Below are 14,254 nucleotides of genomic sequence, written 5' to 3'. Positions count from 1 at the left end.
CATGGCAGCTCAATCCGGCAGCTTCGCGCTGAGTCTCGCCGAGTTTGCGGCCCAGACCAGCGAAGCCATCGACGCGAGTGTGCGCGAGATCATCATCGAGGTCGGCAGTAGCCTGATCCGCATGTCTCCCGTGGGCAACCCGGAGATATGGGCGCAGAACGCTGTCGCGGCCCAGTACAACAAGGCCGTCGACGATCACAACAGCGCGCTTCGCAGCGACCCGGCCAACCTCACGAAGGGCGGCAGGCTGAAGAAGGGCCGCAAGCTCAACGACGGCATGGACATCAAGGCGCCTGAAGGCTACGTCGGCGGTCGGTTCCGCGCGAACTGGCATATATCTCTCGGCGTGGTCGAGAGCGTCACCTTCGACGAGGTGGACCCGAGCGGTACCGAAACTGTGGCCGCGCTGGTTGCTGCGATGAGCGATTTCACCGCCGGCCAAATCGCTTACATCATCAACAACTTGCCCTATGCGATCCCGCTGGAGTTCGGCCATTCCACCCAAGCCCCCGGCGGCATGGTTCGGGTAACCGTGGCTCGCTTTCAGCAGATCGTGCAGGAGGCCATCAGGAACAATCAGGTATGAGTCATGCACGCGCCCGTCAGGCCATCGAAACGAAGCTGGCCGCATGGTCGGCTGCGCGTCCAATACGAGTGTCCTACTCGAATCAGCCATTTACACCAGGTCCATCTGAAACCTACCTCCGGGCTTTCCAGCTACCAGCTAGCACCACCTGCCGTTACCTCGGTGGGGACGCCTACGAGTACACCGGCGTCTATCAGATCAGCATCGTCTGTCCATCTGCCCAGGCCATGGCCATCGCAGAGACGCTTGTTGAAGAGCTGACACGGCTCTTTCGCGTAGACACGCCACTGGCCCGCAACGGGTTCGATGGCCTCATCACTGAGCCCGTAGATCAGGGGCCAACTATCACTGAGTCCGCGACCTATACGGTCCCGGCCAGCTTCACCTACGCAGGTGTCGCAGACCAACCGCCCGCTGGGGCATAACCTACCGCCGTCAGGCGGGCATTCAAGAGGAAACACACCATGGCCGCACGCTTCCCGCTGCCGAACGGCGCTGTGCTGGAGATCGCCAGCGTTATGGGATCCGCCGTCGCTTTCACCGCCCTGACCAATGCGAAACCACCGGTCGCTGCTTCTGTAGGGCACAGCATCGAAAATGGCGACGTTTTGCTGATCAACTCCGGCTGGGCGCTGATCAATGACCGCGCGGTGAAGGCGTCCGGCGTTACCGCCGATGCTTTCGCACTGGCTGGTCTCAATACCACCAACACCGACAAATTCACGGTAGGTGCAGGTTCTGGCTCCGTGATCCCGGTGTCCGGGTGGACGCAAATCTCGAAAGTCACGTCTTTTACCTCGTCCGGCGGTGAGCAACAGTATCAAACCGTCGGCTACCTGGAAGATGACGATGACAAGCAGTTTCCAACCAACCGCAACCCGACCACGATCACCATCGTGGTTGAGGATCAGCCGACCGCGCAATACGTCGAGACCGTCGAAGGCTTCGACGACACCAAGGAACTTGCCGTCGTGCGCATGAAGTTGCGTAACGGTGATCAGATCCTCTATCCGGGTTATGTGAGCATCACTCCTGATCCGACGATGGAGCGAAACAACGTCATGACGCGAACCATCAGCATCGGGCTTTCTGCTCGCTCGCTCCGTTACTTGGCCGGCGCATAAGGATTTCCCATGGCAAAGATCAGGATCACCCAGAACCCTACGTTCAAGGCTCTCGTTCACATCCCCGTCGTGGGGTGTGAGCCCGAGGCAATAGAGTTCACCTTCAAGTATCGCGATCGTCCGGCTCTCGCCGCACTGTTCGACGAGTGGAACCTCAAGGCGAAGGAAATGCGCGAGGGGCTCGGGGAAGGCACCACATTGTCGGATGTCGTTGCTGCCGAAACCGAGTACCAAGTGCAACAGGTCAAGGACCTGGTCGCTGGCTGGGGCTTCGATGACAAGTTCGACGACAAGAGTATCCTTGCCCTTGTGAAGTCGTGTCAGGGGACCGCCGAAGCGGTAGTGAATGCCTATCAGAGCGCGTTCAATCAAGCCCGCTTGGGAAACTGAGGGAAGCAGCCGCGGCGTTGTACGAAAGCGGGCCATCTGCTGAGCAGTTGGCCATCCTCGGGCTGACGGCTGCCGATATGTCGGGTGACGATGTAGAGGTCTGGCCATGCAACTGGCCGGCCTTCCTCCTGTTCAACCGAATGTCCACGCAGTGGCGGGTCGGCACCGGTGGCGCCATCGGCCTCGATTACAACTGCATTCGAGACGTCGCCGGCTTCCTCGGCATCAAGAAAAAGAAACTCGCTGAAATCTTTCCTGACCTGCAGGTGCTGGAAGGCGAAGCCCTGCGCGTCATGGCGGAGGAAAGGGAAAACAGCCCGTAATCACGGGCACTTATTCAAGGTGAGCCGATGAACATTGCAGAACTCGGCGTCAAGATCGACTCGGCCGATGCGATCGAGGCCAAAACGAGCCTTGATGAAATGGCGAAGGCCGGCGGCCGGGCCGAGCAGTCCGCCGTTTCGCTGATGAACGAAATGCAGGCTCTGGAGAAGTCGCTTTCTACCAGCGCAAAGACCACACAGGATCTTGCCAAACAGCGCGATGCGTTGGCGAAGCTGACCAAGACCGGCGCCTATGGCGAGGCTGAGGCCGCGAAGATCTCGGCACAGCTCGACAAGCAGCAGGTAGCGCTGGCCAAGTCGGCCATGGATGAACAGAAGGCGCTGAACAGCCTGCTGGGCGCCATTGACCCGGCCCGCGCCGCACTGGCGAAGCTGGACACCCAGGTCGAGCAATTGGGCAAGCATCTGGATGCCGGCCGGATCAGCCAGGACGAGTACAACACTGCTCTGGGCAAGATCGACAAGGACTACGACAAGCTCAGCAAAACCACCACCGGCTTCGACAAGCTGCGCCTCGGCACCCGCCAGGCACAGGAAAACGTCGTGCAACTGGGGAATGCGCTGTCCTCGGGAGACTGGGGAAGTGGCGTACGTGCGGTTGCGCAATTGGGCGCCGGTGCAGGCGCGGGAGCGGCGGGACTTCTCGCCATTCTCGGCCCGCTCGCGCTTGCCACCGCCGCGGTAGGTGGTCTGGCGTACGCTTTCTACAAGGGGAGCGAGGAACAGCACAGCTACAACAAAGCGCTGATCCTGACCGGCAACTACGCCGGTGTGAGCGCCGGGCAATTGGGCGACATGGCCCGCCAGGTCAGCGCAACCGTTGGCACCACTGGCCAAGCCGCAGCCGTGCTCGCTCTGCTGGCCGACAACGGCAAGATCGCCGGCGAAAGCTTCACCGGAATCACCCAGGCTGCCGTGTCGATGCAGGAGGCGACTGGCAAGGCCGTAAGCGAGACCGTAGCCGAGTTCGCCAAGCTCGCCGACGACCCGGTCAAGGCATCCGCCGCGCTGAATGAGCAATACCACTACCTGACCGCGTCGGTTTACTCGCAGATCGCCGCGCTGGAGAAGCAGGGCGACCACGCCGGCGCCGTGAAACTGGCGACCGAGCAGTATGCCGACGCGATCAACGAGCGAACCCCGCGAATTCTGGAGAACCTGAGTTTCTGGGAGAAAGGTTACAACGCCGTTGCGCGTGCGGCGGACAACTTGAAGAACCTTGGCCGACCGGATATCAACGCTGATATCGAGCAGGCTCGGCGCAATCTGGAATCGGCCCAGTCTGGCAATGTTGGTCTGTTCCAGAACAAGCAGGAGATGATTGATCTCTACCAGAATCGTCTCAACATGCTTGAGGACCAGAAGGCTGCGGAAGCCGATATCGCCAAGTGGCAGGGAGAGCAGGCAAAGGCCCAAGGTGATGCCGTTTCGTCGATGGCGAAAATCGACGCCCTGACCAAATCGGCATGGACGAACGAGCAAAAACGAACCGAGGCGATCAAGGAGTACAAGCGGCAGCTCGAAGATATCCGCAAGGTCGCGCCCAACGACCCTCGCCTGAGTCAGGCAGCGATCGACAAGAACCTGGCGAACATCAACGACCAGTTCAAGGATCCGAAGGCTGCCGGAACTCAGGTCGATTTGACCAGCTTCAACAATGCCAAGAACAACCTGACAGCCATCAGCGAAGAGTACAAAAACGCCCAGAAGGAGCTGGACGCGGCGCAGAAGGCTGGGCTCGTTTCGCAGGCCGACTATGCCCTGAAACGCGAAGCGCTGATCGGCAACGAGCGCGACGAGGTGACTGCGGCCTACGAGGCTGAGATTGCAGCGCTGGAAGCCGCCAAGGCGAAGAAAACCACTTCTGCTGCACAGAGCATCCAACTCGACCAGAAGATCGCCGATGTGCGAGCGGGGATGGTCAAGGCGCAGAAAGAGGCGGACAGCCAGCTTGAGGTTCTGGCCACGAACGAAACCGGTCGCCTCTCTCGACAAGAGCGGTCGATCACGACCTACGTCCAAGCCTTGGCCCAGCAACAGAGGGCTCTGGAATTGGCAGGGCAGCGCGCCGTTCTCGGCGTCGGCCAGGGCGATCGTCAGAACGCTCTCAACAACGAGCTGAACAGCCAGCAAGACCGGTTCGCACAGCAAGCGCTGGAGCTCGCGAATCAGAAGTCCGATCCATCGCGAAATATGTCGGAGGAGGAGTTCGCCCGTAAGTCGCAGGCGCTAGCCGACGCGAACAAGGCGGCCACCGACCAAATCCGCCAGAACTACGCGGATGTGGAGGCAGCGCAGGGTGATTGGACCAAAGGCGCGACATCGGCCTGGGCCAACTACCTGGACTCGGCGAGCAACGTTGCCGGCCAGACGAAAACCCTGTTCGGCAACGCCTTCAGCTCGATGGAGGACGCGGTCGTCAACTTCGCCATGACTGGAAAGCTATCGTTCGCCGACTTCACCAAGTCCATTCTGGCGGACATGGCGCGGATCGCGACCCGTCAGGCCAGTTCTTCGTTGCTGAGCAGCCTTGTCGGTGCTGCCACCAGTTACTTCACTGGCGGAGGCAGCGGTAACGGGCTGGCGGCTGGATCTGCTGGTGCAACGTCTTCGAATCTCGGCGCGTCCTCGGCTGGTTATTCCAGCAACTACTTCCCGCAGGCGCTCGGTGGTGCCTGGTCGTCGGGCGTGCAAATGTTCGCCAACGGCGGCGCCTTCACCAACAGCATCGTCAGCACACCGACCGCCTTCGGGATGGCCGGCGGCAGGGCGGGGATCATGGGGGAGGCGGGGCCGGAGGCGATCATGCCGCTGACCCGGACTTCCAGCGGCAAGCTGGGTGTTCTCGCCGCCGGCGGTGGCTCCGGGACTGCAATCAGCATCAGCGCACCGGTCACGGTGGTGACAGAGGATCGCAGCTCAGAAGGCATGCAGATTGACCAGCAAGCCCTGTCGAAAAACCTTCAAACACAGATGCGAGCCTTGGCGGAAAGAGTCGTGGCCGACTCTTGGCAGCCTGGTGGAGCCAGCTTCCGACGCGCAAATGGGAGGGCCTGATGGTCATCGAGAAATTTAACTGGCCGACCGAGCGCGGGGAAACACCCGATATCAACTATCGGGTGCGCACCTCGAAATTCGGCAACGGCTACGCGCAGAACGTCGGCGACGGCCCGAACAACAAAGAGGACTCCTACCCGGTTACCTGCGTCGGCCAAAAGGCCACGGTGCTGGAGATCATGAAGTTCCTCGACCGGCATGCCGGGGCAAAGGCGTTTCTCTGGACAACACCGCTCGGCGAACTCGGGCTTTTCACCTGCAAAAATCCCGCTCCCACATCAATGGGCGGCGGGGTCTTCAAACTCACAGCCACTTTCGAGCGGGCATTCCAACCATAAGGGGCAATCATGCCGCTGATCAGTGACATCCAGGTGCTTGAGCCTGGCAGCGAAGTGCTGCTCTTTGAGCTGGACGGCACGGACTACGGTGCGGACGTACTGCGCTTCCACGGGCACGCGATCCCCCATACGGCGGCCGAGCTGATCGCTGCCGGCGACAACGCGGATCAGCTGCCGGCGAAGGCGATCTACTGGCAAGGCAACGAGTACAGCGCCTGGCCGATGCAGATCGACGGCATCGAGGCGAACGGTGACGGCACTGCCGTCCGGCCCACACTTTCGGTCGGCAACGTCAATGGGCGCATCACCGCACTCTGTCTGGCGTTCGAGGATCTGCTCGAGTTCAAGCTGACGATGCGTCATACGCTGGGCACTTACCTCGACGCGGCGAACTTCCCGGCCGGCAATCCGACGGCAGATCCGACCCAAGAGACGATCGAGGTCTGGTACATCGACCAGAAGACGAACGAGGACGGGGAAAACGTCAGTTGGGAGCTGGCCAGCCCGGGCGACGTCGGCAACGAGTTGATTGGGCGGCAGGCCACGACGCTTTGCCACTGGTGCCTCACTGGTGGCTACCGAGGGCCGAACTGCGGCTACACCGGACCATACGTGACCAAGGACGGAATCGTTACCGATAACCCCGAGCTGGACGAGTGCGACGCCACGTTGGGCAAGGGCTGCATCCCGCGCTTCGGCGAGGGCAACTCGCTGCCTTTCGGCGGCTTCCCGGCCGTTTCGCTGATCGCACGGAGCTGATATGCGTAAACACATTTTGGATGCGATCCAGGCGCACGCGGCTGCCGAGTACCCGAAAGAGTGCTGCGGGCTGCTGCTGGGCATCGGTCGCAAACAGCAGTATTACCCGTGCCGCAATGTTTCGACCGAGCCGAACGAGGAGTTTCGCATCGACCCGGAGGAGTACGCCCAAGCTGAAGATATCGGCGAAGTAATCGGCGTAGTTCATTCGCATCCGGACGCCACCAGCCGGCCTTCGCCGCGCGATCTCGCTATGTGCGAAGCGACTGCATTGCCCTGGCACATCCTGAGCTGGCCCGAGGGCGACCTGCGTACCGTCATGCCTACCGGCGAGGTGCCGCTGCTCAAGCGCCCATTTGTGCACGGCGCCTGGGACTGCTGGCAGGTCTGCGCCGACTGGTACAAACGCGAGTGGAGGCTGGAGTTCGAAGCCTTCAAGCGCGCTGATGGCTGGTGGGAAAGCAAGGACAACACCAGCCTGTACGAGGCGAACTATGAGGCCGCCGGCTTCTACCGGGTCGACCAGCCGCAGCGCGGCGACATGATCGTGATGGAAGTGGGGCGCACCGTGTACCCAAACCACGCCGGGATTTTTCTCGGCGCTGACCCGGCACTGCCAGGGGAGGACGCGGCGACGTTCGGCCCCGGGCCGTTCCTGCTACACCACCTGTACGGCCGGCCATCGGAGGTCATCGTTTTCGGTGGACCTTGGCTCGACCGGACACGCCTGATTCTCAGACACAGAAATGCACAACCAGCCATATAACGCGGCGCAGCCGCAGGAGGGATTTATGAGTCAGCCGTTTGCATTCGATGAAGAAGGGCGAACTTACATTAACGAAACGGAAGTCTTGAAAGGTCAGATGATTGTCTCTGCCGCCGGAATTTCTTTACCGGCTGATTTTGCGGGAAGGGCGCAAGAGAAAGCCGACCTGCTGGAGCGCCGGCTTGCTCGATTGGAAAAACAGCTTGGCCTTGACCCTATTTGTGCTGATTAAAGACTGCGGAAATTCGGTTTGTATCGGGACGAGATGGCCCAGTGCTCGGCATCGTTTTCGCAACTTCCAGCGCGAATACGCGTGCCGCTTCAATACCCTCTGGCCCCTGAGCTGCTCGAAGCTGGCTGATTAAACCGGCCAAAATGCAGCTGATCGTCGTTATATCGCCACCATGAGAATTGATTACGTCGATGAGTCTTTGTTCGTTTGTCACACTGACCTCCAGGTCATAAACGCGCCGAAATTGGCGCAATCCCAGTCCTTGGGCTTGCAGGCAAAGGACTGGGGAATCCTTTAGCGCTTCGTTTGAGTCTTGACGATCAGTTGCCATTGCACCGCGACCTTTGGGTCGGTGTGTTGGTGCCGATTTTGAGGGGGGAATTTGTCGCCCTTGTTGGAGGTGATCTCATCGCCGCAGCCTGTGCACCGATAAATGCCAGAAGCCGGTACAGCTGCGCCAATGCCGTAAACGTATTGCCACTTCTCTACCTCATCAAGAATCGTCGGCGCGATCTTCCTAACATAGTGAGCGGTGTTCGCAATTACCTCTGCCATCTTCAATCCCTCGTATGGCTTTATCGGAGGCATAACGCTACTACGGGCATGTTGGCGGTGGTTACTGGAGTTCCATCCAGACTGGATGCCTGGACAGGCTTGGCCAGCGCGAGTGATGGCAATTTGACTCGTACTTGAGTGTGACTGTAGATTTTGCAACGCGCGACCGGCTCGGATCGTGAATAAACTCAGCAGATGAAGGGAATGAAATTGGCCAAATTTATGTGGATCGTCACCATCGTTATGTCGTTGATCGGTGCACTTGTTGGGTTCGGCGGGATGTTGTTGGCAAAAAGCGCTCCTCAAGAAGCCGCAGCGGCAGCGATGGGATTGACCTGCGCGGTGATTCCATACTGCATCGCTCGAGCGTTCAGCGAGCTTCGTTCGCTATAAATTATCAAGTGGTACAGAAAGCCCAGTCTGCGCTGGGCTTTTTCATTTCCGTATGCCCCGGTGATATCGTGCACCGTTTACACAGGAGTGACCTGCATGAAATTGATCGTAGGGGCGTTGGCAGTAGCGCTGTTGGCGGGGTGCTCTGATAGCGGACCAATAAAGGTTGGGCCTGACACCTACACGATTTCGGCTCGGGTGCCTTTCGGCGGACCTGCCTCTGCGAAAGGCCAAGCCTTGAAGGAGGCGAACGTGTTTTGCGCCTCACAGGGGCGTGAAATACTCCTCGACCACATGCAGGCAAGTGAATGTGCGCTGCATGGTGGTTGCGGCGAAGCGGAGATCTATTTCTTCTGTTTGGCAGCCGGTGATCCTCAGTTGAAGCGGCAGAAGTACAGTCCTGATCCAACTCAGAAAATTGAGATCGACCAACGATAATCGCTGAGGCGCCTGTTAGGTCCGATCGGCCGACGATCAAATTCATAAGGAACAAGTATGCGGATTTTTATTGGAGCGTTGGCGGTAGCGCTGTTGGCGGGGTGTGCATCCTCTGCCATTCCGGTTAGCCAGGCTGATCCGGTGCCACGTGATGAGCTTTACGCATTTCAAATTAAGCCTGCCGGCGAAAGCGGCAAGGTAACGGTTGTGCGTGACTCGGGAATGGTTGGATCTGGTTGTGACATCGTCGTGTATGTCGATGGCCGAAAGGCCGCGAAAATCGGTACTGGTCAGCGCGCCTCCTTTTACCTGCCTCCGGGCAATCCAAGTATCGGAGCGGGTCTTGCTGGCTCTGGGCTGTGCGGCGGGGCAGCCATTCGTACAATTTCCGCCAATGTGCAAAGCGGCAAAGAAAGCCTCTACCGAATCAGCGGAGATATGAGCGGATTCTTTCTCGGACCGTATGTCGATTATCAGTAAACGAATTTGCAATCAGCCGCCTTCGGGCGGTTTTTTTATGCCTGGAGAAAGTCATGCAATCGAGCGCTGCTCACTATCAGCCGATGACAACTATCAAGCTGTCCGGGTCTCTTGCGGCCAAGTTTGGCAGAGTTCATCGTCGAGTTTTGGATTCTGGCCAAGCCTGGGAAGCGTTCCGAGCATTGAAGGCGACGCTTGAGGGGTTTAAGGAGGAGATTCAGCGCCTTGATCGGCTGGGCATGCGCTTCGCCGTTTTTCGCAATCGAAAGAACGTTGGCGAAGCGGAATTTGGCTTGGGTGGTGCAACTGACATTCGTATCGTGCCGGTCATCCACGGAAGCAAGAAGGCTGGGTTGATTCAAACCATTGTCGGTGCTGTTCTGATCGTTGCCGGTACGTTTCTTTCGACCACTCCCTTTGGTGCGCCACTGATTGGCGCCGGTATCGGCCTTGTCGCCGGCGGCGTGATCCAGATGCTCAGCCCACAAGCCTCAGGCCTGAAGCAAAGCGCATCCCCTGAAAACGCCCCGTCCTACGCCTTCGGCAGCGCCAAAAACACCACAGCGAGCGGCAACCCGGTACCGATCTGCATCGGCGAGCGCCGGTGGGGCGGGATGATCATCTCGGCCTCGATCCTGGCTGAAGACAAAGTGTAAGCAGGACAGCAACACACCAACCGCCCGCGAGGCGGTTTTTTATGCCTGGAGGAAAGCATGGGCGCAGCTCAACAGATCGAGATTTACGGCGAGAAGGGAGGCAGCAGCAAGCCGAAGTCGCCGGTAGAAGCCAGCGATAGCCTGCGCTCGACCAACCTTGCAAAATTGCTGATCGCCGTGGGCGAGGGCGAGTTCGACAGCATTCCGACCGACTACGACATCTACCTGGACAACACGCCAATTCGCGATGCCAGCGGTAATTACAACTTCCCGAACGTGAAGTGGGACTGGCGCCCGGGTTCAGTGGAGCAGACCTACATCCCGGGCATCCCGTCCGTGGAGAACGAGACCTCGCTGAACATTGAGCTGCGCAGCGATGCGCCCTGGGTTCGCTCGATCAGCAACACGCAGTTGTCGGCGGTGCGCATGCGCCTAGCTTGGCCTGCGCTGCAACGGTCGGACGATGAAGGCAATGTCGGCGGTTACCGGATCGAATATGCGATCGACGTCGCCACCGACGGCGGCGCGTATCAGCAGGTGCTGATGGACGCCGTCGACGGCAAGACCACCACACGCTACGAGCGCTCGCGCCGCATCGATCTGCCGGCTGCAACCACGGGCTGGCAGATCCGCGTGCGCCGCCTGACGCCGAACCAGAACAGTAACAAGGTTGCCGACACCATGCTGGTGGCCGGTTATACCGAAGTGATTGACGCAAAGCTGCGCTACCCGAATACCGCGCTGCTCTACATCGAGTTCGACGCCGAGCAGTTCACCAACATTCCGGCGGTGACCGTGAAGTGCAAGGCGCGGCGCTGGATGGTGCCGAGCAACTACGACCCGATCTTGCGCACCTACACCGGGACGTGGGATGGCTCGATGAAATCGGCCTGGACCAACAACCCGGCTTGGATCACCTACGGCATCTGCACCGAGGAGCGTTTCGGCCTGGGCAAGCGCATCAAGCCGTTCATGGTCGACAAGTGGGAGCTGTACCGGATTGCCCAGTATTGCGACCAGCTGGTGCCAAACGGCCTTGGCGGTCAGGAGCCGCGTTTCCTCTGCGACATGAACCTGCAGGGCAAGGCTGATGCTTGGTCGCTGTTGCGCGATATCTCGGCGATTTATCGGGGCATGACGTATTGGGCGCAGGGCCAGTTGGTGATGCAGGCCGACATGCCGCGCGCGCAGGACTTCGACTACGTCTTCACCCGGGCCAACGTGATCGACGGCAAATTTTCGTACGGTAGCGCCTCGGCGAAGACCCGGTACACCCGAGCGCTGGTCAGCTACGACAACCCGGCGAACAACTACGACACCGACGTCATTCCGTTCGCGGATCTGGATCTGCAGCGCCGTTACGGCGACCGGCCGACTGAGCTGAGTGCCATTGGCTGCACCCGCGCCTCCGAGGCCCAGCGCCGCGGCAAGTGGGCGATCTTGAGCAACAACCAAGACCGCACCGTGTCGTTCAAGACCGGCATGGAGGGCGTGATTCCGCTGCCGGGGCACATCATCCCGGTGGCTGATTCTTTGCTCGCGGGCCGCGAAGTCGGCGGCCGGATCTCGTCAGCCGCTGGCCGAGTGGTGACGCTCGATCGCGACACCCAGGCCAAGGCCGGTGATCGGTTGATCATCAACCTGCCGGGCGGCCGCGCCGAAGGGCGCACCGTGCAGAGCGTCAACGGCCGCGCCGTGACAGTGACTGTCGAATACAGCGAGCCACCGGTCGCGCAGCTACAATGGGCGCTCGACGCCGATGATTTGGCGATCCCGCTGTACCGCGTGCTGCGCACCAAGCGCACGACTGAAGGCGACTTCGAGATCAGTGCGCTGCAGTTCGAGCCGAGCAAGTTCGCGCACATCGACACCGGTGCACGTCTGGAAGATCGGCCGATCAGTGTAATTCCGATCACCGTTGTTCCAGCTCCGGCGAGCGTGTCCCTCGCATCCACGTCGTCTGTGGTGCAGGGTCTGGCCGTGGCCACCATGACCATTAGTTGGCCTGCTGTTGATGGCGCAGTCGGCTATGACGTGGAATGGCGCAAGGACAGCGGCAACTGGATCAAGCTGCAGCGCACTGGCATGACCAACGTCGACGTGGTCGGTATCTACGCCGGTGCCTACGTGGCGCGGGTCCGCGCGGTGAGTGCGTTCGATATCTCATCGCAATGGCGCAACTCGATCCTGACCAACCTGAAGGGTAAGCAGGGACTGCCGCCGGCACTGAGCTATCTGACGGCCACGCCGCTGCTGTTCGGCATCTATCTGAAATGGGGCTTCCCTGCTGGCGCTGAGGATAGCCAGCGGACTGAAATCTGGTATGGACCCACGACGCAGCTTGATGCGGCCACGAAGCTGACAGACCTGGCCTATCCGCAGAGTGACTTCTCCATGCTCGGCCTGCGCGCTGGCGTGACGTTCTACTTCTGGGGGCGGATCGTCGACAAGATCGGCAACATCGGCCCGTGGCACCCGATTGGAATGGGTGTGCAAGGGCAGTCGAGTTCAGACGCAGCGGCGATTCTGGAAATGATCGCCGGCGAGATCGGACGCACGGAGCTGGGCAAGGACATCCTCGACGAGATCGACAAAATCCCGGATCTGCAGGCGCAGATCGATGCGCTCGACGGTTTGAAGGGGTACGAACCGGAAGCCACCTATGAGGAATACGACCTTGTGGTGGTCGGCAAGCGGATCTACCAAGCTACGGGGCCAGTACCGAAAGAAACGCCGCCGCCGAATCCGCTCTACTGGCTCGATGTTGGTCAGACCGTTGAGACAGCGAACGGCCTCGCACAGCAGGTGGCGACCAACACCGCCGAGATCACCGAACTCGACGGCGTGGTCACAGCGCAGGCGACGGCGTTTCAGGCGCTGCGCGCCTCTTATCGAGACGATGACGGCTCGGGCGATCTTGCGGACGCGATCAAAAGTCACACCAGCACGGCCGCAATCGCTTCCGAATCGAAGGTTCGCGCCTCCGAGAGCGAGGCAACGGCAAGGCGCCTAACGACCTTTGACGCAAAAATCGGAGAGAACGCGGCGAACATCACCGAGCTGGAAGAGGTGGTGGCCACGAACGAATCGGCAACCGCGATGAAGATCGACCAGTTGAATGTTTCCGTTGGACAAAACTCGGCGGCTATTCAGCAGACGTCCACAGCCTACGCAGACACCGCTGGCAAGCTGAGCACAATGTGGTCGGTGAAGATGCAGGTCACGGCGAATGGGCAGTACGTCGCGGCCGGCATCGGCCTTGGGATCGAGAATACCGGTGCGGGCTTGCAAAGCCAGTTCTTGGTCAGCGCCGATCGCTTCGCAATCGTCAACACCATTGCCGGCGGTGCCATCGCAGTCCCGTTTGCGGTGCAGGGTGGTCAGGTGTTCATCAACTCGGCGTTCATCGCCGACGGAACAATCACTAACGCCAAGATCGGCAGTTACATCAGCTCAACCAACTACATCCCCGGTCAGCAAGGCTGGATTCTCAATAAAGACGGGACGCTGGAAATCAACGGAATCGTTCCTGGGCAGGGCCGCTTGGTGATCAACTCATTGAATGTTTCGGTCTACGACGCCAACAACTTCCTGCGTGTTCGTCTCGGCTATTTGGGGTAACCGATGTCTCTATATGGCCTTCGAGTCTTCAATGAAAGCGGTCAGCTGGCGATGGACACCAATAGCTTCACCTACCAGGTGCTATGGCAGGGGGTGATCGATTTTAGCGGGGTTGTTCAAAGCTACACGCTGAATATTCCCGACTTCAATCCAGTCAACTGTGTGTTCATGATCATCCCAACGAGGGCGCAAGATGTGCAGAATTCTGAAGCGGATCCGCTTGGGAACACACGCTCCTACCCTTACGTGACGACAGCCATAGGGCAGGTCGTGGTCAAGCCATTGAACCCGTCCTCGCCCGCGGGCACCGCCACGACAAGGATTGTTGCAAAAGGATATGCGGTGAGGTTTTCGACATGAACTTCGGGTTTCAGAGCATTAACGACAACTCGTTCGTACAGATCGATTCCGAGGCGCCTAGATTGTGCCTGCTGACAAAGGGGGCATATTCGGGCGTCAGTTCAGCCACGGGAGTTTTCGCGCGGGCGGTAACCAGTGTGGATCCGCCACTGGTA

17 protein-coding genes are annotated in these 14,254 nt (G+C 59.7%); 16 read left to right on the top strand and 1 reads right to left on the bottom strand.

What is annotated here, in order from left to right; all coding sequences use genetic code 11:
- The first annotated feature begins 1 nt into the window (after window position 1).
- From M0814_RS25505 to M0814_RS25460, 10 genes are read left to right on the top strand one after another with little or no spacing between them, the layout of a single operon-like run.
- Window positions 2-586 carry a hypothetical protein gene (locus M0814_RS25505; RefSeq protein ID WP_103484997.1) on the top strand — a complete coding sequence of 195 codons (585 nt, stop codon included), beginning with the start codon at window positions 2-4 and terminating at the stop codon, window positions 584-586.
- Window positions 583-1,011 (top strand): phage tail terminator-like protein, encoded by a 429-nt coding sequence (locus M0814_RS25500; protein ID WP_103484996.1) that lies wholly within the window; start codon window positions 583-585, stop codon window positions 1,009-1,011. Before M0814_RS25505 ends, M0814_RS25500 begins: the two co-directional genes overlap by 4 nt.
- Before the next feature lie 39 nt (window positions 1,012-1,050).
- Window positions 1,051-1,710 (top strand): phage tail protein, encoded by a 660-nt coding sequence (locus tag M0814_RS25495; protein ID WP_103484995.1) that lies wholly within the window; start codon window positions 1,051-1,053, stop codon window positions 1,708-1,710.
- 9 nt (window positions 1,711-1,719) lie between these two features.
- On the top strand, window positions 1,720-2,100 hold the full coding sequence (locus M0814_RS25490) for a phage tail assembly chaperone (protein WP_103484994.1): 381 nt from the start codon (window positions 1,720-1,722) through the stop codon (window positions 2,098-2,100).
- Between the two features lie 53 nt (window positions 2,101-2,153).
- The gene (locus tag M0814_RS25485; protein WP_256617477.1) at window positions 2,154-2,423 is read left to right on the top strand and encodes a DUF1799 domain-containing protein; all 270 of its coding nucleotides are present in this window, start codon (window positions 2,154-2,156) and stop codon (window positions 2,421-2,423) included.
- A gap of 27 nt (window positions 2,424-2,450) precedes the next feature.
- The gene (locus tag M0814_RS25480; RefSeq protein WP_103484992.1) at window positions 2,451-5,501 is read left to right on the top strand and encodes a phage tail tape measure protein; all 3,051 of its coding nucleotides are present in this window, start codon (window positions 2,451-2,453) and stop codon (window positions 5,499-5,501) included.
- Window positions 5,501-5,839, top strand: coding sequence for a phage tail protein (locus M0814_RS25475; RefSeq protein WP_103484991.1), 339 nt, complete (start codon window positions 5,501-5,503; stop codon window positions 5,837-5,839). Before M0814_RS25480 ends, M0814_RS25475 begins: the two co-directional genes overlap by 1 nt.
- 9 nt (window positions 5,840-5,848) lie before the next feature.
- The gene (locus M0814_RS25470) at window positions 5,849-6,598 is read left to right on the top strand and encodes a phage minor tail protein L (RefSeq protein ID WP_103484990.1); all 750 of its coding nucleotides are present in this window, start codon (window positions 5,849-5,851) and stop codon (window positions 6,596-6,598) included.
- A gap of 1 nt (window position 6,599) precedes the next feature.
- Window positions 6,600-7,364 (top strand): C40 family peptidase, encoded by a 765-nt coding sequence (locus tag M0814_RS25465; protein WP_103484989.1) that lies wholly within the window; start codon window positions 6,600-6,602, stop codon window positions 7,362-7,364.
- 25 nt (window positions 7,365-7,389) lie between these two features.
- Complete coding sequence (locus M0814_RS25460) at window positions 7,390-7,596, top strand: hypothetical protein (protein ID WP_103484988.1); 207 nt, start codon at window positions 7,390-7,392, stop codon at window positions 7,594-7,596.
- Between the two features lie 294 nt (window positions 7,597-7,890).
- Here the strand turns inward: M0814_RS25460 and M0814_RS25455 are convergent, their stop codons facing one another.
- A complete protein-coding gene (locus M0814_RS25455; protein ID WP_103484987.1) occupies window positions 7,891-8,151 on the bottom strand; it encodes a protein L in 261 nt (86 codons plus the stop codon).
- A 204-nt stretch (window positions 8,152-8,355) separates the two neighbouring features.
- Between M0814_RS25455 and M0814_RS25450 the strand changes: the two genes are divergently transcribed.
- From M0814_RS25450 to M0814_RS25425, 6 genes are all read left to right on the top strand, one after another.
- Window positions 8,356-8,544 (top strand): hypothetical protein, encoded by a 189-nt coding sequence (locus M0814_RS25450; RefSeq protein WP_177434780.1) that lies wholly within the window; start codon window positions 8,356-8,358, stop codon window positions 8,542-8,544.
- A gap of 96 nt (window positions 8,545-8,640) precedes the next feature.
- Window positions 8,641-8,982, top strand: coding sequence for a hypothetical protein (locus tag M0814_RS25445; RefSeq protein ID WP_103484986.1), 342 nt, complete (start codon window positions 8,641-8,643; stop codon window positions 8,980-8,982).
- Window positions 8,983-9,039: 57 nt separating this feature from the next.
- Window positions 9,040-9,462 (top strand): hypothetical protein, encoded by a 423-nt coding sequence (locus M0814_RS25440; RefSeq protein WP_103484985.1) that lies wholly within the window; start codon window positions 9,040-9,042, stop codon window positions 9,460-9,462.
- A 53-nt stretch (window positions 9,463-9,515) separates the two neighbouring features.
- Entirely contained in the window at window positions 9,516-10,118 is a 603-nt protein-coding gene (locus tag M0814_RS25435; protein ID WP_103484984.1) for a tail assembly protein, read from the top strand.
- A 57-nt stretch (window positions 10,119-10,175) separates the two neighbouring features.
- Window positions 10,176-13,739: a phage tail protein gene (locus M0814_RS25430; RefSeq protein WP_103484983.1), complete on the top strand. Its 3,564-nt coding sequence runs from the start codon at window positions 10,176-10,178 to the stop codon at window positions 13,737-13,739.
- Window positions 13,740-13,742: 3 nt separating this feature from the next.
- Window positions 13,743-14,099 (top strand): hypothetical protein, encoded by a 357-nt coding sequence (locus M0814_RS25425; RefSeq protein ID WP_103484982.1) that lies wholly within the window; start codon window positions 13,743-13,745, stop codon window positions 14,097-14,099.
- Window positions 14,100-14,254 lie beyond the last annotated feature (155 nt).

It is taken from the genome of Pseudomonas sp. MWU12-2020, assembly GCF_023100605.1.
Lineage (GTDB): Bacteria > Pseudomonadota > Gammaproteobacteria > Pseudomonadales > Pseudomonadaceae > Aquipseudomonas > Aquipseudomonas fluorescens_H.
The sequence above is the reverse complement of the archived record's forward strand: the minus strand, read 5'-3'. Positions and strand labels throughout refer to the sequence as shown.